The sequence below is a fragment of the Nitrosomonas mobilis genome (assembly GCF_900103035.1).
In the GTDB taxonomy this organism is placed as follows: domain Bacteria; phylum Pseudomonadota; class Gammaproteobacteria; order Burkholderiales; family Nitrosomonadaceae; genus Nitrosomonas; species Nitrosomonas mobilis.
This window is the reverse complement of sequence record NZ_FMWO01000056.1, coordinates 42,570-65,521: the sequence shown is the minus strand read 5'-3', so window position 1 is coordinate 65,521 and position 22,952 is coordinate 42,570. Positions and strand designations below refer to the sequence as shown.

Here is a 22,952-nt window from a genome sequence, read left to right as displayed (position 1 = left end):
TCTGAAGCATGCCCGAGTTACCTGAAGTCGAGATTACTCGACGTGGGATCGCCGCACATCTCACCGGACAACATATCAACGCGGTAACAGTACGTAATGCCGCACTGCGTTGGCCGATTGCACCTGAAATCTCATCGTCTCTGCCCGGGCAGCAAATCCAGTCAGTTACGCGGCGCGCTAAATATCTGTTACTCAATTGCAGTACCGGTACGTTGATCATTCACCTGGGCATGTCCGGCAGCTTGCGGGTTCTGTCGGTCGATCTGCCACCCCAGGTGCACGATCATTTCGAACTGCAACTTACCAACGGCAATATCCTGCGTCTGCGTGATCCACGTCGTTTTGGTGCGGTGCTATGGTGGCAGGAAGATATTTCGCAGCACCCGTTGCTCAAGCGGTTAGGTCCGGAGCCACTGAGTGATTATTTCAATACGGATGTGTTGTTCCATGGAACCCGCAAGCGCGGCATCAGCATCAAACAGGCGGTGATGAATCAGCATATTGTCGTTGGTGTCGGCAACATCTATGCCAATGAAGCCCTTTTTCAAGCTGGTGTATCCCCATTATGCGCCGCCGGTCAGCTTGACCGACAACAATGTAATCGATTGGCTGACGCCATTAAGCTGACGCTGACCAGCGCGATCACCGCTGGTGGTAGCAGTCTGCGTGATTTCACCGACAGCGCAGGCCGTCCCGGTTATTTTCAGCAATACTATCAGGTTTATGCCCGGACCAATCAACCCTGCCTGCGGTGTGGCGCAGGTATTCAAAAAATCGTACAAGGCCAGCGTGCAACCTATTTCTGTCCTGAATGTCAGCCCCAATCTGGCTGAATCGACATCCTTGGTCAATCATTTACCAGATCCGGATTGACGTCAACCATGATTCTCGCACCGGATTCATCCGCTTGCTTTGGGTATTAGCAGGGTTTCCGACAGGTACGATATAGCCTTAGGGAGTGATGTTGATGGTGATAGTGTCGGCAAAGTTACCATCAAATATTACATCTTGATTATCGTCAACCGCGAACGTTAACCTGTATTCTCCCAGCGGCAGTCCGTTTGCCAGGTTATTGAACACAGAAAAGCGGTCAAGTGAAACTAGCGATCCGCCGTAGGCACGAATCGACAGATCTGATCGAACAAATTCCAGTTGATCGTTTAGCCAATACCGTCCTACTGGCGTTTCGGCGCGTAACCAGTAATCGGCTGGAGTTTGTTCATGAACGCCTGGCAACAGCGAAATATCGATCAACAGCTGATCATTTTGCGATACCGATACGCTACCTCTGGCATTATTGGCGGTAATTGTGAGATTTGGTTGAGCATTGGATACCGTATTGAAAAACCATTTAATATTGTCATTGAAATAAATATTGGCTTTTCTGACGACAAAGTGGCCGGGCTTTGATTCGGTGGCGTTGATTTCACAAGAGGAAAAGCCAGTTGAATTGAAGCTGACGACAATATCGGCGGTATCGGTTACACCGGCAAATTCGAGTGCAAGTGTGTAATCATCATTTGTTCCAGCCTCTCTATCGAAACCGCTCATAGCCAAGCGCAGGGTCGTGGTGTCGTCCATGCTCAGCGCCCGGTGGGTTTCGCCCGCCGAGATACCTTGCTGCATGATGGCCTCTGAATTCTGGAAACCTAGCAGTCGAGCGGTTTCCAGGTTTGCATTGGCTGCAAATAAATGGCCGGGAGGCAGGTCGTGCAGATCCCGACTGTACGTGGTGCTATCTACCGTCGGCGGATTGGCGAAAGGATTGTTGCTTTCCCGATGGAACCAGAAGAGATTGACATCATCATTACGCTGATCATCATTGGATCCAATGACGCCATCGAGTCCGGGATGCAAATCAAGCATATTATTCGCACCCCGCATGGTTTTGGTGTAGTTCCGGTCGGGCCCGCTCAAGCCCGACTCTGAAGACAGAGTGGGGTGGTTAAGGCCAATGCAATGTCCTAATTCATGCAGTAACACCGATTCAAAGTCAAATTGATCATTCGGTACGTTATGGTTGGTCTTGATAATATTGCCAAGTATTGGCTTCAGGTTATTCCAGGTATTGATGGCATTGAGCGTAGGGATTGCCATTTCGGGTGAGACTACACCAACCGAGACGGAGAGCTCACCGCCTCTTCCACTGTAACCAGTCGGGTGAGTAATGATATTCGCAGACTGGTCGCTGAACATGAACACTCCAGCTTGTGCCGGAATCAAAGCTAACAGGCTTGCTGTCGCTACCAGCTTTCTTAAGAACGGTGTATGCACGCCTGTTACGGAATTTTCCTAAGCTGATTACTTCGCATGATGCTGTCAAATTGTTCACAAATCTCGTAAAGCAGCTGTATTTCCGCAACTCCTGTATAGCGCATTGCGTCGGTTCTCAGTCCGTACCAGGAGATTGTTTTTTTCTCGTCAAGCTTACCCAGTACGGACACTGGATGCACTTGCCAACGATCGGGATAAAATTCCACCACAGCGGTCACCTCGTCAGATTTACCTTGTCTCAGCGAAGGCCGTTCGTTTCTGCTGCGTTTCAGTAAACTGATTTCGCTGCGGATTTTCTGTGGATCGAATTGCAGCAGACGGGGATCCGTGAGTTCCTGCCAAAGGTTTTCCAGGCTGACTGGACTCAAGCGGGCAGCATAGATTCCCCCCTGTTTCATGTAAGAGGGGTAAAACACTCTAATATAACCATCCTGATAGATGGCCAGTGACGGATTGGTTATTCCTTCCTGCAGCCCGCTTAGTGCGTGTTCATAGCGCAGGAGTAGGGTAGATTCATCGGGCTCATTGGCTTCATTCACTGGCCATATTTCCAGCCGCGCGTCATTCGAGGCTGGAGCCGCCTGATCGGCGGCCAATACGGTTGGCGAGGGGATACTGAGAGACCATAACAGCAAACAAACCAGCCGGAAGGTAAAATACGGCAATATTTTTTTCATGGCAGGAGCATCCGTAGCCGAAGAATTGTGGATCAGATTGGACTGCGATCAATTTTCCCTGTATGAAAGACAGGCGCACCGGTGCGGCGTTCCAACAAAAAACGCTCAAGTGACGTTCGAATTACCTGAAAAGCGATCTCATTCCATGGAATATCGCGTTCTTCAAACAACTTGACTTCCAGGCTTTCGATTCCCGGAGAGAAATCCAGATCAAGCAGTTTAGCGCGAAACAGGAGATAAACCTGGCTGATGTGCGGCAGGCTATAGGCGGCATAGAGGTCGAGAATTTCCACGCGGGCGTTCGCCTCTTCCAGCGTTTCGCGCGCAGCACCTTGCGGCAGGGTTTCGTTGTTTTCCATGAAGCCCGCAGGTAGCGTCCATTTACCCCTGTGCGGTTCGATTGCGCGCCGGCACAGCAGGATGCGATCTTCCCATTCTGGTATGCAACCAACCACCATTTTGGGATTCTGGTAATGAATCAATTGACAATGTAGACAGACATAGCGGGGTAGTGTGTCGCCTTCCGGTATGCGTAGTGTGACTTCATTGCTGCAATGGCTGCAATATTTCACGGTGTCACCTCAAACAGAAATTCTGCCAGTAGGCTGTCGGATGAGTCTTGCGCAGTGACATGCCAGTTTCCCAGACGCCTGGCATTCAGCATCTTGCTGGAATAGGTTCGCCAATCATTGTTTCCGACCGGTAGCAGCACTTGTGCGACCGATCGGCCCTGAAAAAACCAGTTAACGCGGATGGTTTCACCGGTCAGATCATGCAAATGCAGGAATAAAAATATCGCTCGGCTGGGTCGGCCTGCCAGCGATATCTGTTTGATGTCGTCTACCGGCTCACGTTGGCTGATGGCAGAAGTCAGCTGCGCGCGGAAAACCGGGGTTGTGACTGGTTGTGAGCTGGATGTGCTGCTTGTCTCCGGGATTTCAGTATTGTTGGGAGAAGAGGCGGATTTTGCTGCGGGTATCGGCTGCGGTATGGGCGTGGGTGCGATGCCGGTTTCCAATGTGATCGGTGTCGCTTTCTGAGCTGGTGGTGCTATCTCAGCAACTTCAGTATCCGTTGTAGCATCGATTACATGAGTTGGCGCAGCTTCCTGCAGAGTAGTAGCCGACTCAGGCAACATAGTATCTTGTTCAATCTGCGCCAGGGTCGGCACCTCGGATAATGAGAGCAATTCCGGTGAAGATAATGGTGGTTCAATCTCGTCATCTCCCCACATAGTAGAAACAAGCCAGATCAATCCCGTGAGGATCAACAGCAATATACTCACAGCGAAGAAAAGTTTTCTTCGATCGTAAACCTGCTCATGGTCAACAGAAAGACCACTGTCAGCTTTCGATTCCGGATCAGAAGGATCTGATGCAGTTCGCTGGGTGGATGGGTCAAGCTGAATACGGATTTTAATCTGAGTATTGTTCATGGTTGATACATCCTGACGGTGTATTGACATGGGTAGGCGACAAGCAGACGATTACTTTCAGGGGCCTCTCACTAATTCAGTTTTGCGCGTGGATTGAATGCCATTTTTTGTTTCATTTCCTGATAGAAAGCCTTTGCCTGCTCACTTTCTGCCGGTGGCAGCACTATTTTCAATACGACATAGAGATCACCCGGTGTTGTTCCTGGAATACCGCGTTCCTTGAGTCTCAGCTTCTGGCCAGACTGGGAATTGGCTGGTATTTTGAGATCTACGTCGCCCTGTGGAGTAGGAACCTGAACGATTCCTCCCAGTGCAGCTTCCCACGGGGCGACGGGCAACTCCATCGAAATATCCTTGCCATCCACTTTATACAATGGGTGGGGTTTGAGCATCACTTCCAGGTAAAGATCGCCCGCCTTTCCCTGCCCTTGTCCAGCGCTTCCCTGACCGGCCAGACGAATATGTTGTCCCTGACGGATACCCTTGGGGATACGTACATTCAAGGTACGTTCCTTGATTTGCGGTCTGCCTTCCGGTCCCAGTTCAGTATGCTGCAGCATCAGACTGCGAACGGCACCCTGGAAAACATCCTCGAGATCAATGGAGATTTTGGCATGGGAATCCTGTCCCTTCAGATCAAAGCCGTGCGTTTGACCCGGGCCACCTGACTTATATCTTCTTCCAAAAAGACTCTCAAAGAAACTACTGAATTGTGAAGCGTCTGCCTGAGAAAACTGCCCGCCATGGAATTCAAATCCCTGATCCCATCCTGGTGGTGGCTGAAATTCCTGCCCATTTTTCCAGCGCTCCCCCAGCCGGTCGTAAGCAGCGCGTTTTTCCGGATCTTTGAGCACTTCATAGGCTTCGCCAATTTCCTTGAAACGTGCTTCCGCACTTGCTTCCTTGCTGACGTCCGGGTGATACTGACGCGCCAGTTTACGATAGGTCTGTTTGATCTCTGCTTGTGTGGCATTACGTGCCACACCCATGATCTGGTAATAATCCTTGTATTCCATCAGGTTCTATCCGGCAGGTTTCTGGTGATCATGAGGATGATAACGCGCTACCATCACAATAAATTTGTACTTGATCGCGTCCGGCTTTCTTGGCCTCATACAATGCCGCGTCTGCTCGCGCAATCAGATCATTGGGTATCATGTCACTATGCTGGCCTTGGGCAATACCAACGCTGAGGGTAATTTTGACCGGAGATTCTTCAAATTCCCGGCAAAGCGCGCTTGTTTGCATCCGTATCCGCTCAGCAGTTTTAATGGCGGCGCCTATATCGGTTTCCGTCAGAACGATCATGAATTCATCCCCGCCATAACGTGCAGCATAGTCAATTGCCCGTATAGATTTTAATAGTACGGTTGATACCGTTATAAGAATTTTATCCCCCATTATATGGCCAAGTTCGTCATTGATATGCTTGAAGTAATCAATATCGATCATCAACAGGCAAAATGGACGGTTATTACGTTTGAAACGCGCCAGCTGGTCAACCAGAATCGCATCAAGTTTGCTGCGGTTATATAGTCCGGTCAACCCGTCTGTTACTGATAATTTCTGCAACAACTGATTCTTTTCTCGTATATCTTCATTCACCGCCATGATTACGGCATGTTTGTGCCGTAATGCATCGGTCATTTGATTGAACATGGCAGCCAGCTGGCCAAGCTCATCACGCTGATGAACTTGCAGATGCACATCCAACTTGCCGTCAACAATACTTCGCGCGGCAGCAATCAGTTTTTCCAGCGGTGCGACTATGGCATGTCCCATGTATAGAGCAAATGCAGTTACCATGGCTATCAGAATGACAACCAAAGTCAAAAAGCGGTTACGCAGCTTGGTCCAGGCAATCTGTACGCCGGCATAATCCCGTTCTACCAGAATGAAGATAGGCAGCTTTTCATAAGCACTAACCAGGCCGATTGCAAGTGGATAAACAAGCCCATCGTAAACCAATGATCCTGCAGCCGGTTTACGCAATGCCGAAAAAATTTCCGGATCAAGAGCTGCTGTCTGATCGAGTTGCATGGCGCTGCTCAGAAAAACATGACCAGTTTTATCCAGCAGAATGATTTCCCCAAGCGAAAACTTGCGGGTTTCACGCAGTTGCCTGGCAAGAGCGTTAGAATCAAGTGCGGCAGCAAGATAACCCTTAAGTGTATTGTCATCTGACAGTACCGGAAAAATGATGTTGAATGTAGACTTAGCGTAATAGACCTCCCAGTCTGCGGGGGAGACAGGTAGATTGGCATCTGTGGGGGACATGAGCGCTGTCTGTGGCCAGTCTTGCAGGGCAGCGTCAGCCTTGGGCATCGTGACGCTACTGGCAATCATCTGCCGGTCAAGATCAAAAACAGCTAGCGCCACAATGTTATCCAGTTTGCCTATGACCGATAGCAAATAACTGGCCATGACACTTTGTGCCTGTTCAGTATCGCTGCTGTTTTTAGTCTGACCGGATATGGCCAGTCCTTCAATGACGGGATTGGCCGCTGCCAGTGCGCGGACAGCGAGAATATTCTCGTTTAACCAGGTTTCCAGTAGTTGCGAAACATTATTCGTCAATGCGTGTAACTCGCGTGTAGCTCCATCGTTGACCAGCGCTTCATTTTGCCAGAAAGTCAGCAACCCCAGTCCTGCCGAGGGTAGCAAGGTTGCAATCAATGCGAACAGGACAATTTTACTTTTTATGCTTTTCAAATACGGGCTTTCCAAGAGTAATGAGTAATTTTTCGGTAATGACTATTCCAGGCGCACCCGAGGATCAACTAGCGTATAGGACAGATCGGTCAACAGCAGACCTATGATGTACAGCAATGAACCCAAAAATACCATGGCACGCACCACAGCGAAGTCTTGCGACTGAATGGCGTCGATAGTATAGCTGCCCAGTCCCGGTATGCCAAAGAATGATTCAGTGATCAGACCACCAAGAAATAGTAGCGGTATAACCACAACCGCTCCGGTCAGAATTGGAATCATGGCATTTTTGAGGACATGCCTGAATAATACGATACGTTCCGGCAGCCCCTTGGCACGTGCCGTACGCACATATTCCCGGCTCATTTCTTCCAGGAAAATGGTGCGGTACCAGCGAGAATTGGCGCCAGCGCTGCTGACGACACCGACGAGAATCGGCAACAGTAGAAAACGCCAGGCATCGATACTGTTAGTGTAGCCGGAGATTGGCACCCAATGCCACAGCTTGCTGATCAGAAACTGGCCGCCAATGATGTAAAACAGGCTGGAAACAGACATCAGCGCGATACAAAGCACTACCCCCCAGAAATCGATATAGGTTGCCCGGAAAAAGGTCATCAGCAATGCGAACGTGATGTACGCCAACAGTCCCAGCAGAAATACCGGTAAAGCGATCGCCAGGCTTGGCCACATACGGCTCTGTATTTCTAGGGCAATGTCACGGCCATCATCAGCACGGCCAAAATCAAAGGCAAACATGGCGAGCGATTTTTCAAAAAAAATGGTATCGGTGAATTTTTGGAAGCCCGGTGCATCATCATGGTAGATCAACGGTTTGTCATAACCGCGCGCTTGCTTCCATTTGAAAATAGCCTCATCCGTGACGTGCTTGGTGCCAAGCTGCATGCGTGCCATGTCGTCTGGTGTGTTGACCACAAAAAAAAGCATGAACGTGACGAGATTCACCCCGATCAGGATCGGGATTGCATAGAGAATACGACGGATAATGTAATTCAGCATCTGTATGGATGGTTACGATCAACTGGATTGGGTAGTCAGACTGCGGCCCTGTTCACGACGGCGGTAAGCGAGCCATGCTGGTAGCAACCCACCCATCAATAAAAAAAATACTATTCCAAGCGGCCACAATACTGGCTCATTCCACTCTCGTTGCTTCTGCGCGCGCAAATTGTGATCAATACGCCAGTATTTCATGTTGTTGTTGGAGAGCCGGTTGGGTTTTACATTCTGATACCAGGCGTGATACAAGGCATAGTCCTTGGGATGATAGCCCCACAACCACGGAGCATCTTCACGCAGTATCGCCAGCATTTGATCGATGATTTGAGCACGCTGAGGGCCTGATTCCATATTGTTCATGCGCTCGAACAGGCGGTTGAATTCGGCATTATCATAATTGGCAGCGTTTTCGCCATTGTTTCCTACCTTGCGCTGCGGACCATAGAGCAGAAATAGGAAATTTTCCGGATCGGGGTAATCCGCATTCCAACCCCATTCGAAAATCTGGGCATTACCGCTACGGATTTTGTCCTGAAAGCGGTTGTAATCCGTGCTGCGCACTACCAGGTGAATGTTGATTTTGCGAAACTGCTTGCGCATCCAGTCGAGTATTGCCTTGTCGTCCGCGCTGCGTGTGGTAACGTCGAAATACAGAACTAATGGTTTGCCAGATTTCTTATCAATACCATCCGGATAGCCCGCTTCAGCTAGCAATCTTTTGGCCACTTTGATGGACCTGCGTCTAGGTCCGCCATTATGCCATTCATAAACAATGGAATTAATCCCTGCCTTGCCATCGCGATATCCTTCAATTCCGGGAGGGATGGGGCTTTGTGCCGCCAGTCCACGGCCGTTGGCGAAAATAGAAATAAATTCCTCATAATCGACCGCGATCGATATGGCCTGACGCAGCTTGCGAGCAGCCTGTTTTTCCTGCGTGGTACGCCCACCAACCACCGTATCCAGCATGTTGAAACCCATATAATAGGTCGAGGGCGCTACTGCAGTTTCCAGGCGGATACCCTGTTCCCCCATCCCTTCGGTGACGACCGTTTCACCTTGTCCGCTTATTTGCACGGCCTGGTCGAAACTGTCGGAACCAATGCCGGAGGCGTCATAGTATCCTTGCAGAAACTTATTCCAGCGCGGAATACTTTCTTTTTCCCGGCTGAAAATGATTTTGTCAATGAATGGCAGAGGCTGGTCCGCATCCTGTAACAGATTATTCTCGACATCTTCCGGCATGCCTTCCGCTGGATAATGTTCCCCTTGGAAATTTGGGTTGCGTTCCAGCACCATGACGCTGTTAGGGTCGTTCTCGGTCAACATGTAGGGGCCCGTGCCGACTGGATACCAGTCAAGCGTGATATTTTTATCCGCAAGCCCGGGCTGCGAAAAGAATCGGTCTGCTTCCCAGGGAATTGGTGCAAAAAAGGGCATCGCCAGCCAGTAAATAAACTGTGGGTATTTGCCCTTGATGCGAATACGGTAGGTATGATCGTCCACTTTTTCTACACCTGAGAGGGGAAACTGACGCAAATCCAGATAAACGTCGTCAGGATTGGCGGTTGCATGCTTACTCAGGGTTTCAGCGTATTCGCGCAATCCTACGATGTAATCCGCCATCAGTCCAAAAATTGGAGAGTGGAGTTTGGGGTGTGCTAGCCGTTTGATCTGGTACAGGTAGTCGTCAGCCAGCAGCTCGCGCGTGTCGTCATGCTCGAAATCCGCAATTTTCTGTATTTGCTTGAGATCCGATGCCGTCTGGGTATGATAAAGAAAATCACCCAGTACATCTCTAGCAAATGCTGGATGAGGTTGGTAGTGAATCTCAGGTTTGATATGTATTTCGTAAACTGAAAAGGCGACTTCTTCCGCATCGGCAGGTAAAGCCACATCATTGGCATCATAATACCGAACCGTTGGCAAGGTGGTTGCTGTTTGTGGAATAAGTTCGAATGGCCTTTTTAGGTAATGATATTGCAACGGCGGCTGATAAATCTGCGCAGTAAAAAGAATCTCGTTCGTGCTGTAGGATTGCACTGGATCGAGGTGTTTGGGTCGCTCGGCAAAAGCGTTGTAGAGAATGTTCTCGCCTGACTGCGCGGCAGGGTAAGGATTATTCCACGGTTCTGCACAGCCGGCCAGCAGTAGGAACACACAGCATCCCCAATACCGGAGGCCATGAGCGCTATGGAGTGAAGCAATGATCCCTGCCGGAATGAAACTTGACATACGTTTGATAACCTGACTGATCGGCCGCGTTGAAAGCGCAAGCATATACAAAGATTCGAAGTGTGGCCACAAGTGTGAGAAAATAAAGACCTATGACAAACTTGTGTGCTGGTTATGTCAAGACAGTTTTTGTAGGACAATTCCCGGGTTTTTTATTCTTTCCAAACAGATTTTAATTGTTGGCAGGCGCTTATCATAATGCAAAATCCTATTCCCGAACCTAACCTCTCACTGTATAGTGAGGAAGAAATTTCAAGACTGGTGCATGATTTCTATGCCAAGGCCAGAAAAGATCCAGATCTTGGCCCCATTTTCGAAGAGCATGTCATCGATTGGGATGCTCATTTTGTGCAGATGACCAATTTCTGGTCGGCTCAGTTGCGCGGTACCAGCCGTTTCCGGGGCGCGCCCATGCCCAAGCATATCGCTTTGCCTGAACTGAACGCCGATTTGTTCAGACGCTGGCTGCACCTGTTTCGCGAGACGACACAGGAAATAGGTAACCCTGGACTAAAACGCCACGCCGATACCGTTGCTGGATTTATTGCCGGCAGATTATGGATGGGTTATCAAATGAGCCATTTTCCGCAACAGCAGCCAATCGAACTCGATATCGAAACCGCATAGGCGGCGTACAAAATTGTGAGTTTAACCGCCAAATGCTTTGCCATCAATGTTAATTACAAGACGTGCTGCCAGCACTGCCAGTCAACCTCTGGCTCTGACAATCGGTAATTTTGATGGTGTGCATCTGGGGCACCAGGCGATGCTGGCACAAGTGAAGCAGGCAGCAGAACGACTGGGTTTGACTTCCTGCGCCATGACGTTTGAACCTCACCCGAGGGAGTTTCTCGCACCCGATCAGGCGCCGGTTAGATTGACCAGTCTGCGGGAGAAGCTGTCGTTACTTGCGAAGACAGGCATTGCGCGCGCGCAGCTTATTCATTTCAATTTAGCATTCGCCAGCATCCCGGCCAGTACGTTCATCTCGCGGATATTGCGTCGAGAACTTGATGTGCGCTGGCTGCTGATTGGTGATGATTTTCGTTTTGGTGCCAACCGCAGCGGTGACCGCATGTTATTACAGCAGTATGCGGCGCAAGCGGATAGCTTCGAGCTTGAAATCATGCCAAGTTTTTGCATAAACGGATTGCGTGTATCCAGCACCGCCATCCGGGAGGCGCTTGCGAGCGGCGATCTGCTATTGGCAAAAACTATGCTGGGGCGGGACTACTGCATCAGCGGACGTGTGGTTGATGGTGACAAGTTGGGCAAAAAAATCGGCTTTCCAACGGCCAACATCTGTCTGGAACATAATCATCCGCCCTTGAGTGGCATTTTCGTGGTGGAAGTTACTGATCAGGATAGCCAGCAACCGGATCGGCGTCTGCCGGGCGTGGCTAGTCTGGGAACACGCCCGACGATTCGCGACGCTGGCAAACCGGTGCTGGAAGTACATCTTTTTGATTTCGATAAGGAAATATATGGGCATCGGCTATGTGTGCATTTTCTGCATAAATTGCGTGATGAGGCAAAATTTGCCGACTTGGGTATTCTTACCCGGCAAATTGCCCAGGATGTTGTCGATGCTCAACAGTTTTTTCTGATAAAAAATATAAAGCGCAATATTCCGCTAGAGGTTTATTCTTTTCATCCATGACGATTAATTACAAAGACACGCTCAATCTACTCGATACCCCTTTTCCTATGCGCGGAGATCTGGCGAAACGCGAACCGGAGATGCTGAAAATCTGGCAGGAGAAAGAGCTTTACCGGAAAATTCGTGAGGCTTGCCAGGGGCGCCCGAAATTTGTGCTGCACGATGGCCCGCCTTATGCCAATGGTGATATTCATATAGGTCATGCCGTCAACAAGATTCTCAAGGACATCATTATCAAGGGCAAGACACTGGCCGGGTTTGATGCGCCTTATGTTCCCGGCTGGGATTGTCACGGGCTGCCGATCGAGCATCAGATCGAGAAAAAACACGGCAAACATCTGCCTGCCGATCAGCTCCGGAAATTGTGCCGGGAGTTTGCAAGTGAACAGGTGGCACGTCAGAAAGCTGATTTTATTCGCCTCGGGGTGCTTGGTGACTGGGAAAATCCTTATCTGACTATGAATTACGCCACCGAAGCTGGCATTATCCGTGCGCTCGGCAAAATTCGGCAGAATGGACATCTCTACCAAGGACAAAAGCCGGTCAACTGGTGTATCGACTGTGGCTCGGCCTTGGCGGAAGCGGAAGTCGAATACGAAAACAAACCTTCTCCCGCTATCGATGTCGGCTTTGATGTTATCGCTGCCGCAGAGGGTCAGGCACATCCATTGGCTTATGTTTTCGCGACCCCGATCTCGGCTGACGCTATCATTCAGGCTGTCATCTGGACCACCACCCCATGGACGTTGCCTGCCAACCAGGCTGTTTGCGTGCATCCTGAGCTTGACTACAGTCTGGTGAAAACCGACCAAGGTTGGTTGATTCTCGCGACCGAGCTGGTGCAAACCTGTCTTGCCCGTTACGGGCTTGCTGGCAGTGCGGTTGCTAGCTGCAAGGGGCAAGCGCTGGAACATCTTGTGCTGCAGCATCCCTTTGCATCCCGCGAAGTACCAATCATTTGTGGTAAGCACGTGACGCTGGAAGCGGGTACCGGGCTGGTGCATACCGCGCCTGCGCATGGGCTGGATGATTATTTTGTCGGGCAGCAATATGACCTGCCAGATGACAGCCCTGTGGGAGGCGATGGCAAGTTTGCCGATAGCACGCCGCTGGTTGGGGGGCAGTTTGTGTGGAAGGCCAATGATCACATCATCACGGCATTGCAAAATAGCGGTCATTTGCGTCATGTCGAAACCATCGAACATAGTTATCCGCATTGCTGGCGCCACAAAACCCCGATCATCTTTCGTGCCACACCGCAGTGGTTCATCGGTATGTGGCCAGTGGACGAATCGTCCACAAAAACACCACTACGCGAACTGGCACTGGCTGCGGTGGAGTCCACCCGCTTCTATCCTGCCTGGGGACGTGCCCGGTTGGAGGCGATGATCAGGAATCGACCGGACTGGTGTGTTTCCCGTCAGCGCAACTGGGGTGTGCCGATGCCATTTTTTGTGCATCAGCAAACCAATGTATTGCATCCATGCAGCGATGAGTTTCTGGAAAAAATCGCCCAGCTGGTCGAACAGGAGGGGATCGAAGCCTGGTTCAGCCTGGATGTAGCCAGCTTTCTCGGCGAGGATGCACGACATTATCGCAAACTGACTGATACGCTTGATGTCTGGTTCGATTCCGGCACCACGCACGCAACCGTCCTGAAAGGCAATCCACAGCTAGACTATCCAGCAGATCTCTATCTGGAAGGCTCTGACCAGCACCGCGGCTGGTTTCAGTCTTCACTGCTCACCGGCTGCGCCATCGATGGCAAGGCGCCTTACCGGGCGCTGCTGACGCATGGTTTTGTCGTCGATGGTCAAGGTTACAAGATGAGTAAATCAAAGGGTAATGTGATTGCTCCACAGAAGATTGTGGGCACCATGGGCGCCGATATCCTGCGGCTGTGGGTCGCCTCGACGGATTATTCCGGCGAGTTGTTCATCTCCGATGAAATTCTCAAGCGCACGGTTGAAACCTATCGCCGTATCCGTAATACCCTGCGTTTTCTACTGGCCAATCTGGCGGATTTCCATCCGGTTAACGATGCGCTGCCGATTGCATCCTGGCTGGAAATCGATCGTTACATGCTCGATTACACGGAAAAATTACAGAATGAACTCACTCGTCTTTATGATGCTTACGATTTTCATCAGATCGTTTCGCGGCTGCATAATTTCTGCTCGGAAGACCTGGGGGGGTTTTATCTGGATATTCTCAAGGATCGCCTTTACACCGCGGCGGCCAGCGGTATACCACGCCGCACCGCACAAAATGCGCTTCATCATATCGCGCATAGCCTGGTCAGGCTGTTTGCCCCCATTCTGAGTTTTACCGCCGAGGAAGTCTGGCAGCAGTTGTCCGGGAACAAGGATGACAGCGTGCTGCTGCATACCTGGCACTCGTTCCCGTCTTCATCCGACAATGCAGCGGCAGTTGAACAGCGCCTGTATCGCTGGCAGCAGTTACGTCAACTGCGCGCGTTGGTGCAGAAACAGCTGGAAGAAGCACGGGCACAGGGAGAAATTGGTTCCTCACTCGCTGCCATCGTAGAGATACATGCGGCAGGTGAAAATTATGCACTGCTCGATTCGTTGGGCGAAGATCTGCGCTTTGTCTTGATTACATCCGAGGTCATCCTGCATCCGGCTGCTACGATGGATTCAGAAACAATAATCGTCAGGCCGAGTCCTCACCGGAAATGTGAACGATGCTGGCATTACCGGCAGGATGTCGGCGCACATACCGATCATCCCTCACTATGCGGGCGTTGCATCAACAATCTCTCCGGTGCCGGAGAAATTCGGCACCATGCCTGATCCGATTTTTCCGGAAACCGCTACCATGAAATTACGCTACAGCCTGACACTTGCAACTCTGGTACTGCTGTTCGACTGGATGAGCAAACGCTGGGTAGAATCTATTCTGATTTTTGGTGATGTTATTGAAGTGACGGATTTTTTTAATCTTGTGCTCACTTATAACGCCGGCGCCGCTTTCAGTTTTCTGAGCGACGCCTCGGGTTGGCAGCGCTGGTTTCTCAGTGCCGTCGCACTACTGGCATCTATCCTGATTGTGTACCTGCTTTATAAACATGCCAGCAACCAACGCTTCTCCATTGCGCTCAGTCTGGTTCTGGGTGGCGCAATCGGGAATCTGCTAGACAGAATCATGCTGGGGCATGTAGTAGATTTTCTTGATTTCCACATAGCTGGCTATCACTGGCCAGCTTTTAATATCGCCGACTCCGCCATTTTTGTGGGAGCATTTTTGTTGATCGTCGATAGTTTCAAGACTGATCAGAATCAGGTGGTCGAGGAAAAACGGAAGTAAAGGGCGCTTTTAAAACCTCATATTTCATCACAATAGTTTGCTGGTGACATCACAAGACCTCGGCGTTTGCATTATCAGCCTATTCAACTACACGTATTCTATATCCGAACAGAGCGGCTGCTCATCGCAGCTACTCTGTTCATTACCCGTCTAGTCATTTCAGGTAACGACACAGTTTCTTCTACTGCACCGATCGCAATGGCTTCCCTGGGCATGCCAAAAACCACACAACTGGCCTCATCCTGCGCAAAGTTGTAAGCGCCTGCTTGACGCATTGCCAGCATGCCAGCGGCGCCGTCTTTGCCCATTCCGGTCAGAATGACACCAATTGCATTACTCCCCGCGTATTTGGCCGCAGAATGAAACAGCACGTCCACCGAGGGCCGGAAACGGTTGATGGGTTCGGCCTGGCTCAGTTCAGTTACATAGTTGGCACCATTTTTTTTCAAAAGCAGGTGAGAATGGCCTGGAGCAAGATAGGCGTGACCAGGCAGAATACGCTCGCCTCCTCGTGCTTCTGCCACACGGATTTTGCTGAGACGATCCAGACGTTCGGCAAAAGAACGCGTAAAGGCAGGCGGCATGTGTTGCGTGATTAGTATCCCTGGACAGTCAGATGGCAGCCCGATCAGAAAATCCTTGATGGCTTCTGTCCCCCCTGTCGAAGCACCGACGATAATCAGTTTCTCGGTTGATGAATTCTGTGGTTTGAATATGGTTGGCCGTGGCTGTGCGGGGTGAGCATGCCCATTGACCAGTGGTTCCAGACGGCGAACGCGTGCGGTGCTGGCCGCTCGTATCTTGTTTGTGATTTCATCTGTATAGCTTTCCATGCCATTGCGGATGTCCATTTTCGACTTGACAATATAATCCACCGCGCCAAGCTCCAGTGCACGAAGCCTGACATCTGAACCCTGATTAGTCAGGGTTGAAATCATCACTACTGGCATCGGGTGCAGCCGCATCAGTTTTTCGAGAAACGTCAATCCGTCCATTCTGGGCATTTCGATATCCAGTGTCAGTACATCCGGATTGGTGGCGCGTATCATTTCTCTCGCCGCCAGCGGATCGGAGGCAGCACCGATGACCTCCATATCCGGCTGGCTGTTAATGATCTGAGTCAGTAAATTCCGGATCAGGGCGGAATCATCTATTACAAACACACGAGTTTTTTTCATGGTTCTAAGATAACTCTTTTCAGTAACCCATTAACCGGTTCTGAAGAAAAGGCAAATCAAATCTTCGATAAAGATAGAGCGTATATCCTGGAAAATATGAGTTCTTTTGATGTACACCCAAACCACTCACGAAATCATCTGAGCGATACGAATACATCGCTACGTCGCAGGCTATTTACAATATCGCTGGCAGGCTGTGGCTTATAAAATAGATATCCCTGGTAGAAATCACAATTTTTCTCTGACAGAAAATCCAGCTGTTCCGGTGTTTCCACGCCTTCGGCAACAACCCGCATCCCAAGACCGTGCGCCATGGCGATGATGGCGATGACAATTGCCGCATCATTCTTATCAGCGCAAATATTCCTGACAAACGTCTGATCTATTTTGAGTAAATCAATCGGATAATTTTTCAACAGCGCCATGCAGGAATAACCGGTTCCAAAATCATCGACTGCTATGTGAAAACCCAGTGAAGACAGTTGATGCAATTTCTGCGCAACATCAGTCGTGTTTTCCGCGAGCATGCTCTCGGTCACTTCAAGCGTGATACAGTCTGCACGCACTCCTGTTTCCCGCAAAATAGTGATCACATCATGCACAAACTGTTTCGTACCTAATTGCTTCATCGATAAATTAACCGTTAGTCTGGGGACTTCGATTCCTTGGCGCCGCCAGGATTCTATTTGTTGACAGGCTGCCCGCAAAACCCATGCTCCGATCGGAATAATCAACCCGGATTCTTCCGCAAGTGGAATAAATTTACCTGGCGATACCAGCTCATTGCCTGCACGACGCCAGCGCAATAAAACCTCCATTGAAACAATTCTCTGGCTGGAATGATCCATAATTGGCTGAAAATAAAGCTCAAATTCATGACGATTCAGCGCTTCATGCAAAGCCACCTTCATTCGGTGTCCCTCGACCACCAGTCTATTCATTTCGCTGGAGAAAAACTGATAACTGTTGCGGCCTGCCTGCTTAACCTCGTACATAGCGAGATCACTACTGCGCAGCAAAGTATCCACCGTTTCCCCATCGTCGGGGAACATTGCAATGCCGATACTGGCGCCGATATACAGCACACTATTGTTGATAGTGAAAGGGAGCTTGATCTGTTCAACAATTTTTTGCGCCACCGTTTCAACATCACCATAGGAATTAACATTGCATATCAGCACAATAAATTCGTCCCCGCCCTGACGCGCAACGATGTCTTCCTTGCGGACGCAGGATGTCAGCTTTTTGGCCACTTCCTTCAGTAACAGATCGCCCGTTTCATGCCCGAGTGAATCGTTAATAATTTTGAAATGATCCAGATCAATAAACAAGACTGCAAAACGGCCAATGTTATGGCGGCGTTCTCCGATCAACCTGTCCAGTATGCGCTTCATATGACACCGGTTGGGTAGTTGCGTTAGTCCATCATGATTAGCCTGATAGCGCACATACTCCTCGGTTTCATTCCGCTCTAGCCACAGTGCGAAGTCTTCAGACGCAGACTGAATGACATCCTGCTCTTCCGGCAACAGAAATGGCCTTGGTTCTCGATACTGCACTTTGATCCAGCCGCGTACCTTATGCTTGGAACGAATCTCGCCCTGTAACGTGGGCAAGTGCTGTGTATCTGGCGACATTGTCGTATCTGAGCTGTAGTACTTGCCATCGATGAGCATGCTGCTGACCGCCAGATGTGAAAATTGCATGGCGCCGACCAGCTTCTCCAGAATCAGGTTGCGCAAAGTGCCTACCTGACTTGCCTGTAATATCTCGCGACGCATCTCAAACAGGCACATTCTCGCATTGAGCCGCTTTTGCAGATGGCCTTCTCTTTCCATATTTGCGGTAATGTCAACCCTCACGGATAAGTAACGATCAATTTGGCCGTCAGTATTCCTCAATGGCACAATGGTCGAATCGACCCAATAAAGTGAACCATTTTTGGAACGGTTGCATATCTCCTCGTGCCAGAGACGGCCATGCGTGATTTCATGCCACATATTGACAAAGAATGCTTTGGGATGATGCCCTGAATTCAGGACACGATGGTTTTGCCCCAAGAGCTCATCCTGCGAATAGCCGCTGACCTCGCAAAAAACTTCATTAGCGTATATGATCTTTCCACTTTTATCCGTAACAGAAACCAGGGCAACTTGCTCGATCGCCTGGATATAAGCAGTCAGCTTTGTATTGACTTGATTGATTTGTTCCCATAGCGCAGTATCACAGGCAGGTATTGGAGCCTCATTCCGTACATTCAGCGCAGCACGTCGTTTTTTTCGCTTTCGCGAAACGGGTTGGTCCATTTTTCGATTCCTGTTTTTTACTGTCTTTTTAGAGCTATATCAGAATAGCTTCTGCATAGTCTATTGGAAAACAGTATTTCTGCTTCCTCTTCACCATTCTGTGTCGCCTGTATTTTTAGGGACACCCTTGAGATGTCAACAGGATAAATTACGCTACGGTTTTCGCGGCCATTAACAGCATTCGATTGTAGCGCTGTTCACGCTGCACGATGGTATCGTTATGCAATACATATAATTTTTTCATCAGCACCTTACCACTTCTTGGAAAAAAATGAATCTTGCGTGGATTGAACCCAACCAAGTCGGCGGCAAGAATGCGGATTTGATGTCTGGCGAGGTACTCCTTGACGAACTTTGCGTTCTGGAAGCCAATATGGGTAGTGACCATTGTCCGCTGCACATTTCCACCGCCAAACACTTTGGCGACCAGATTGGCGCGGCGCGCGCCACGTTTGAGAATTTCCCGCAGCAGTATCTCCATGGCGGAATCCCCAAAACGTGCGCTCGGCAACTGTGCACCGTGGTTATCCTTACCTGCTGGCAGCATAAAGTGATTCATTCCGCCGATCCCGCTCTGGAAATCATAGATACAGGCGGAAACGCACGATCCCAGCACCGTTGACAGCACCATATCCCTGGTAGTGACGTAGTATTCTCCTGGCAACAGCTTGACTGCTTCGAGTTTGAGATACTGATCGTAGTAAAAATTGCTGGCCTGATCGGGGCCGCCAGCTTTGACGATCCGCTTACCGTTCCCGCTTTGCATCTTGCTCAACCTTTTTATAAACCGTACGGCCACACAGCCTGATCAGATCAGCCGCATGCGCAAAAATTTCCGAGTGGCCCATAAACAGTAGTCCTTCCTGACCCAAGAGTGGCGTAAATCGTTGCAGAATCCGGTATTGTGTTGGTTTATCAAAATAAATCATGACGTTACGACAAAATATTGCCTCAAATTTTCCATATAACGGCCAGTTGGTATCCAACAGATTGAGCTGTCGGAAAGTAATCATGTCACGCAATTCCTGTTTTATCTGTACAAACCCTGCCTGGCGACCATTTCCTTTGAGAAAGAAACGTTTGATCCGTGCAGGTGGCATATTTTCCAGCCGCTCGGTTGTATAAATCCCCCGTCTGGCCGTCGCCAGTACATTCGTATCTATATCGGTTGCCAGAATACGTACAGGGGGCTTGATTGAGCCAAAGGCCTCTACCATGGTCATTGCCATCGAATAAGCCTCCTCACCGGTGGAGGCCGCGCTGGACCAGAGTTTCATTGTCTGCCCGTTTCTCCTGCTCTTGATGTGCTCAGCCAGTATTGGAAAATGATGCTCTTCTCGAAAGAATGCGGTCAGATTGGTTGTCAGCGCATTGACGAATGCTTCCCATTCCTGGTCTTCAGCATTTTTATCCAGACGGTTCAAATACTCGCTAAAATCCGGTGAACCGGTTGCACGCAATCGTTTGGTCAAACGCGTATACACCATCTCCTGTCGATTACCGGCCAACGCAATGCCGGCACGCGCGTAAATCATGCGCTTGACCAATTCGAAATCACGTGGCGCAAACGCGTATTCCCGCAATGTTTTTTCAGCCAACGGTTCTGTACACATAAAGGATTGATGCCCTCGTATTATCAACCATTACCGGCGCGAGATAGTACTTTTAACTCCGCATCGCTTGTGAATCAAAACTCTTCCCACTCACCATCAGAGTCTGTTTTGGACAAGACTGCCGGGGCTGACTTTGCCGTATTTCCCTGGCTGGCCTTGCTCTGTGACAGGCGTGTGACGTTAGTTGCCCGATTGGGGCTGCGCCGTTCTGCAAACGGCTGGGCTGCTTCGGGAGCCTGTTCCAGCTTGAATGTTGCTATCGCTTGTGCCAGATGTTCCGCCTGTTCACGCATGGATTCCGAAGCGGCGGCGGCCTGTTCGACCAGTGCCGCATTTTGCTGCGTGATTTCATCCATTTGGGTGATTGCCTGGTTAACCTGCGTTATTTCGAGGCTTTGTTCCTGGGAAGCCGCCGATATTTCATTCATGATTTTGGTCACACGTTTAACCGATAGCACGATTTCCTGCATGGTTTTTCCTGCTTCATCAACCAATTGTGTACCGTCCTCGACCTTGTGCACCGAGTTGCCGATCAATTCTTTGATTTCTTTGGCGGCAGCTGCCGAGCGTTGTGCCAGTGTGCGTACCTCGGTTGCCACCACCGCGAACCCTCGTCCCTGCTCACCGGCCCGTGCTGCCTCCACGGCGGCGTTGAGTGCCAGAATATTGGTCTGGAAAGCAATGCCATCGATCACGCTGATGATGTCGACCACTTTTTTGGAGCTCTCGTTGATTGCGCTCATGGTATTGATTACCTGGCCGACCACTTCCCCTCCCTTGACTGCCACCTCCGAGGCAGAAGACGCCAGTTGATTTGCCTGGCGGGCGTTGTCCGCATTCTGCTTGACGGTAGAAGTCAGTTGTTCCATGCTGGCGGCGGTTTCTTCCAGATTGGCGGCCTGTTCCTCGGTGCGCTGCGACAGGTCGACATTGCCATCCGCGATTTCTTTTGAGGCCGCGCCGATCAATTCTGCGGCTTCCTTGATCTGTCCGATGATGTCGGTGAGTTGTGTCACGGTCTGATTGGCATCCTCCTTTAGCTGACCAAACATACCCTGATATTGTCTGGTAATAGTCTGTGTCAGGTCTCCCCTGGCAAGCGCATCCAGCGCACCTGCAAGATCATTCAATCCTTGCGTGGTGGTTTCCATCAGCCGGTTGATGTCCTCGGCCAGCTGCCTGAAAAACCCCTCCTTGCCAGCAAGCGGCAAGCGTTTGCTGAAATCGCCCGCGATAGCCGCCTGCACAATTTCGACCACTTCTTTTTCTACAGTCAGTTCCTGGGTGCGATCCAGCCACTCGACTGTCGCACCGGCACGCGAACCGTCCGCATTCATTACCGGCGTCAGTTTGAGTGAGTACACGCGCCCATTGACTTTGATGTTATCCATTTCTTGCGGCTGATCGAGGCTGGCAAGGTGGTCCTTTAGCGCTTGCCGCATGGCGGCTTCATCCTTTTCACCTGTCAATATCTCGCGTACTTTCTGATTCAAAAAAATGACCATGCCCGTCGCATCCGCGATCATGATGGCAGATGAGGCAATATCGAGTGCATTGCGGATACGCAGATTCTCGACATTCATACGCTTGGTCTCGGTAAAATCGACACCCGCGCGTATCTGCATGGATTTGAGTGCTTCGGCCAACCTGCCAATTTCATCGTGGCGCACCACATTGATCTGGCTGGTGTAATCGCCCTGCGCCATTTTTTCAAGATGACCAATCATCATGTTGACTGGTAGAGAGATATTGCGACATAGCATTGCTCCGATTGCAACCGAGAGCACGGCGCCAGCAATCACGCTGCCGTAAACCAGCCACGACTGTTGTTCCGCCAACCAGAGTGATGTCGTCACTGCAATCGAAGGTAAGGTAACGAGTAAGACGATCTGTGTCTTTAAGCACAGTTGCTGTATTTTGTGACGGATAGTGCCCAACACACCTTCACGGATAATTTCTCCGTTTACAATACGCACTTTTGCCCGCCCTTCACGCATGTCCCGGTAGAGTGCATCCGCTGTCTGTATCTGCTCACGTGATGGTTTGCTGCGTATCGACATATGCCCGATGATGCGGCCTTGTTCCTTGATCGGCGTGGCATTGGCAAACACCCAATAAAATCCGCCATCCTTGTTGCGATTCTTGATCAGCCCGCTCCACGGACGCTCTTGTTTCAGAGTTACCCAAAAATCCTCGAATGCCTCAGGTGGCATGTCCGGATGCCTGATCAGATTATGTGCTTGTCCAATCAACTCTGCTTCGGTGTAACCACTCATTGCAATAAACGGTTTATTTATATAGGAAATCACCCCTTTTGGGGTGGTCTTGGAGACGAGAAATTCTCCATCCTGCATTTCCCGTTCAATGTTGGTGACCGGCATATTGATGCGCACGTTACTTTCCCTGTTTATTAAATATTCTTAAATACCATTGTTCCGGTAAAAGCTGGAACTCGGGTGGAACCGCGAGCTGGACAACCGCTCTCGAGGATATGTTCGATTAGCTAGGCGCTTCC

18 protein-coding genes are annotated in these 22,952 nt (G+C 50.1%); 5 read left to right on the top strand and 13 right to left on the bottom strand.

Translation table 11 applies throughout. The features are described 5' to 3' along the window. The first annotated feature begins 8 nt into the window (after positions 1-8). Positions 9-833, top strand: coding sequence for a bifunctional DNA-formamidopyrimidine glycosylase/DNA-(apurinic or apyrimidinic site) lyase (gene mutM, locus NSMM_RS09305; RefSeq protein WP_090286840.1), 825 nt, complete (start codon positions 9-11; stop codon positions 831-833). A gap of 118 nt (positions 834-951) precedes the next feature. On the opposite strand, the gene NSMM_RS09300 is transcribed toward mutM, so the two are convergent. The 8 genes from NSMM_RS09300 to NSMM_RS09265 all read right to left on the bottom strand — a co-directional run bounded on the left by NSMM_RS09300 (position 952) and on the right by NSMM_RS09265 (position 10,353). Then, positions 952-2,274 carry a hypothetical protein gene (locus NSMM_RS09300; RefSeq protein ID WP_143001907.1) on the bottom strand — a complete coding sequence of 441 codons (1,323 nt, stop codon included), beginning with the start codon at positions 2,272-2,274 and terminating at the stop codon, positions 952-954. 5 nt (positions 2,275-2,279) lie between these two features. After that, positions 2,280-2,951 carry a hypothetical protein gene (locus NSMM_RS09295; protein WP_090286836.1) on the bottom strand — a complete coding sequence of 224 codons (672 nt, stop codon included), beginning with the start codon at positions 2,949-2,951 and terminating at the stop codon, positions 2,280-2,282. A gap of 32 nt (positions 2,952-2,983) precedes the next feature. Then, entirely contained in the window at positions 2,984-3,523 is a 540-nt protein-coding gene (locus NSMM_RS09290) for an NUDIX hydrolase (RefSeq protein WP_090286834.1), read from the bottom strand. Next, complete coding sequence (locus NSMM_RS09285) at positions 3,520-4,386, bottom strand: DUF2914 domain-containing protein (RefSeq protein ID WP_176753921.1); 867 nt, start codon at positions 4,384-4,386, stop codon at positions 3,520-3,522. Before NSMM_RS09285 ends, NSMM_RS09290 begins: the two co-directional genes overlap by 4 nt. 71 nt (positions 4,387-4,457) lie before the next feature. Beyond that, the gene (locus NSMM_RS09280) at positions 4,458-5,402 is read right to left on the bottom strand and encodes a DnaJ C-terminal domain-containing protein (RefSeq protein ID WP_090286830.1); all 945 of its coding nucleotides are present in this window, start codon (positions 5,400-5,402) and stop codon (positions 4,458-4,460) included. Between the two features lie 28 nt (positions 5,403-5,430). Then, positions 5,431-7,098: a diguanylate cyclase gene (locus tag NSMM_RS09275; protein WP_245654756.1), complete on the bottom strand. Its 1,668-nt coding sequence runs from the start codon at positions 7,096-7,098 to the stop codon at positions 5,431-5,433. Between the two features lie 42 nt (positions 7,099-7,140). Then, positions 7,141-8,118, bottom strand: a complete 978-nt coding sequence (locus NSMM_RS09270) for an ABC transporter permease (protein WP_090286826.1) — start codon at positions 8,116-8,118, stop codon at positions 7,141-7,143. Positions 8,119-8,136: 18 nt separating this feature from the next. Continuing rightward, positions 8,137-10,353, bottom strand: a complete 2,217-nt coding sequence (locus NSMM_RS09265; RefSeq protein ID WP_090286939.1) for an ABC transporter substrate-binding protein — start codon at positions 10,351-10,353, stop codon at positions 8,137-8,139. A gap of 198 nt (positions 10,354-10,551) precedes the next feature. On the opposite strand from NSMM_RS09265, the gene NSMM_RS09260 reads away from it, so the two are divergent. Genes NSMM_RS09260 through lspA form a run of 4 tightly spaced genes read left to right on the top strand, consistent with a single transcriptional unit; the run spans position 10,552 to position 15,340 of the window. After that, the gene (locus NSMM_RS09260) at positions 10,552-10,980 is read left to right on the top strand and encodes a group III truncated hemoglobin (RefSeq protein WP_218121062.1); all 429 of its coding nucleotides are present in this window, start codon (positions 10,552-10,554) and stop codon (positions 10,978-10,980) included. A 46-nt stretch (positions 10,981-11,026) separates the two neighbouring features. Then, entirely contained in the window at positions 11,027-12,013 is a 987-nt protein-coding gene (locus NSMM_RS09255) for a bifunctional riboflavin kinase/FAD synthetase (RefSeq protein WP_090286822.1), read from the top strand. Next, positions 12,010-14,826, top strand: a complete 2,817-nt coding sequence (ileS, locus tag NSMM_RS09250; protein ID WP_090286820.1) for an isoleucine--tRNA ligase — start codon at positions 12,010-12,012, stop codon at positions 14,824-14,826. Before NSMM_RS09255 ends, ileS begins: the two co-directional genes overlap by 4 nt. 25 nt (positions 14,827-14,851) lie before the next feature. Next, a complete protein-coding gene (lspA, locus tag NSMM_RS09245; RefSeq protein WP_090286937.1) occupies positions 14,852-15,340 on the top strand; it encodes a signal peptidase II in 489 nt (162 codons plus the stop codon). A 98-nt stretch (positions 15,341-15,438) separates the two neighbouring features. Here the strand turns inward: lspA and NSMM_RS09240 are convergent, their stop codons facing one another. The 5 genes from NSMM_RS09240 to NSMM_RS09220 form a co-directional block, all read right to left on the bottom strand. Beyond that, complete coding sequence (locus NSMM_RS09240) at positions 15,439-16,518, bottom strand: protein-glutamate methylesterase/protein-glutamine glutaminase (RefSeq protein WP_090286818.1); 1,080 nt, start codon at positions 16,516-16,518, stop codon at positions 15,439-15,441. Between the two features lie 134 nt (positions 16,519-16,652). Then, positions 16,653-18,824 carry a sensor domain-containing protein gene (locus NSMM_RS09235; RefSeq protein ID WP_090286816.1) on the bottom strand — a complete coding sequence of 724 codons (2,172 nt, stop codon included), beginning with the start codon at positions 18,822-18,824 and terminating at the stop codon, positions 16,653-16,655. Positions 18,825-18,972: 148 nt separating this feature from the next. Then, on the bottom strand, positions 18,973-19,590 hold the full coding sequence (cheD, locus tag NSMM_RS09230) for a chemoreceptor glutamine deamidase CheD (protein ID WP_090286814.1): 618 nt from the start codon (positions 19,588-19,590) through the stop codon (positions 18,973-18,975). After that, on the bottom strand, positions 19,571-20,437 hold the full coding sequence (locus tag NSMM_RS09225; protein WP_090286812.1) for a CheR family methyltransferase: 867 nt from the start codon (positions 20,435-20,437) through the stop codon (positions 19,571-19,573). The genes cheD and NSMM_RS09225 overlap by 20 nt, the downstream gene beginning before the upstream one ends. Before the next feature lie 74 nt (positions 20,438-20,511). Then, on the bottom strand, positions 20,512-22,830 hold the full coding sequence (locus tag NSMM_RS09220; RefSeq protein WP_090286809.1) for a methyl-accepting chemotaxis protein: 2,319 nt from the start codon (positions 22,828-22,830) through the stop codon (positions 20,512-20,514). Positions 22,831-22,952: the final 122 nt, after the last annotated feature.

Coding starts and splice junctions, on each gene's coding strand:
- mutM (WP_090286840.1), top strand. CDS start 9: ATGCCCGAGTTACCTGAAGTCGAGATTACTCGACGTGGGATCGCCGCA.
- NSMM_RS09295 (WP_090286836.1), bottom strand. CDS start 2,951: ATGAAAAAAATATTGCCGTATTTTACCTTCCGGCTGGTTTGTTTGCTG.
- NSMM_RS09285 (WP_176753921.1), bottom strand. CDS start 4,386: ATGAACAATACTCAGATTAAAATCCGTATTCAGCTTGACCCATCCACC.
- NSMM_RS09280 (WP_090286830.1), bottom strand. CDS start 5,402: ATGGAATACAAGGATTATTACCAGATCATGGGTGTGGCACGTAATGCC.
- NSMM_RS09270 (WP_090286826.1), bottom strand. CDS start 8,118: ATGCTGAATTACATTATCCGTCGTATTCTCTATGCAATCCCGATCCTG.
- NSMM_RS09265 (WP_090286939.1), bottom strand. CDS start 10,353: ATGTCAAGTTTCATTCCGGCAGGGATCATTGCTTCACTCCATAGCGCT.
- NSMM_RS09260 (WP_218121062.1), top strand. CDS start 10,552: ATGCAAAATCCTATTCCCGAACCTAACCTCTCACTGTATAGTGAGGAA.
- NSMM_RS09255 (WP_090286822.1), top strand. CDS start 11,027: ATGTTAATTACAAGACGTGCTGCCAGCACTGCCAGTCAACCTCTGGCT.
- ileS (WP_090286820.1), top strand. CDS start 12,010: ATGACGATTAATTACAAAGACACGCTCAATCTACTCGATACCCCTTTT.
- lspA (WP_090286937.1), top strand. CDS start 14,852: ATGAAATTACGCTACAGCCTGACACTTGCAACTCTGGTACTGCTGTTC.
- NSMM_RS09240 (WP_090286818.1), bottom strand. CDS start 16,518: ATGAAAAAAACTCGTGTGTTTGTAATAGATGATTCCGCCCTGATCCGG.
- NSMM_RS09235 (WP_090286816.1), bottom strand. CDS start 18,824: ATGGACCAACCCGTTTCGCGAAAGCGAAAAAAACGACGTGCTGCGCTG.
- cheD (WP_090286814.1), bottom strand. CDS start 19,590: ATGCAAAGCGGGAACGGTAAGCGGATCGTCAAAGCTGGCGGCCCCGAT.
- NSMM_RS09225 (WP_090286812.1), bottom strand. CDS start 20,437: ATGTGTACAGAACCGTTGGCTGAAAAAACATTGCGGGAATACGCGTTT.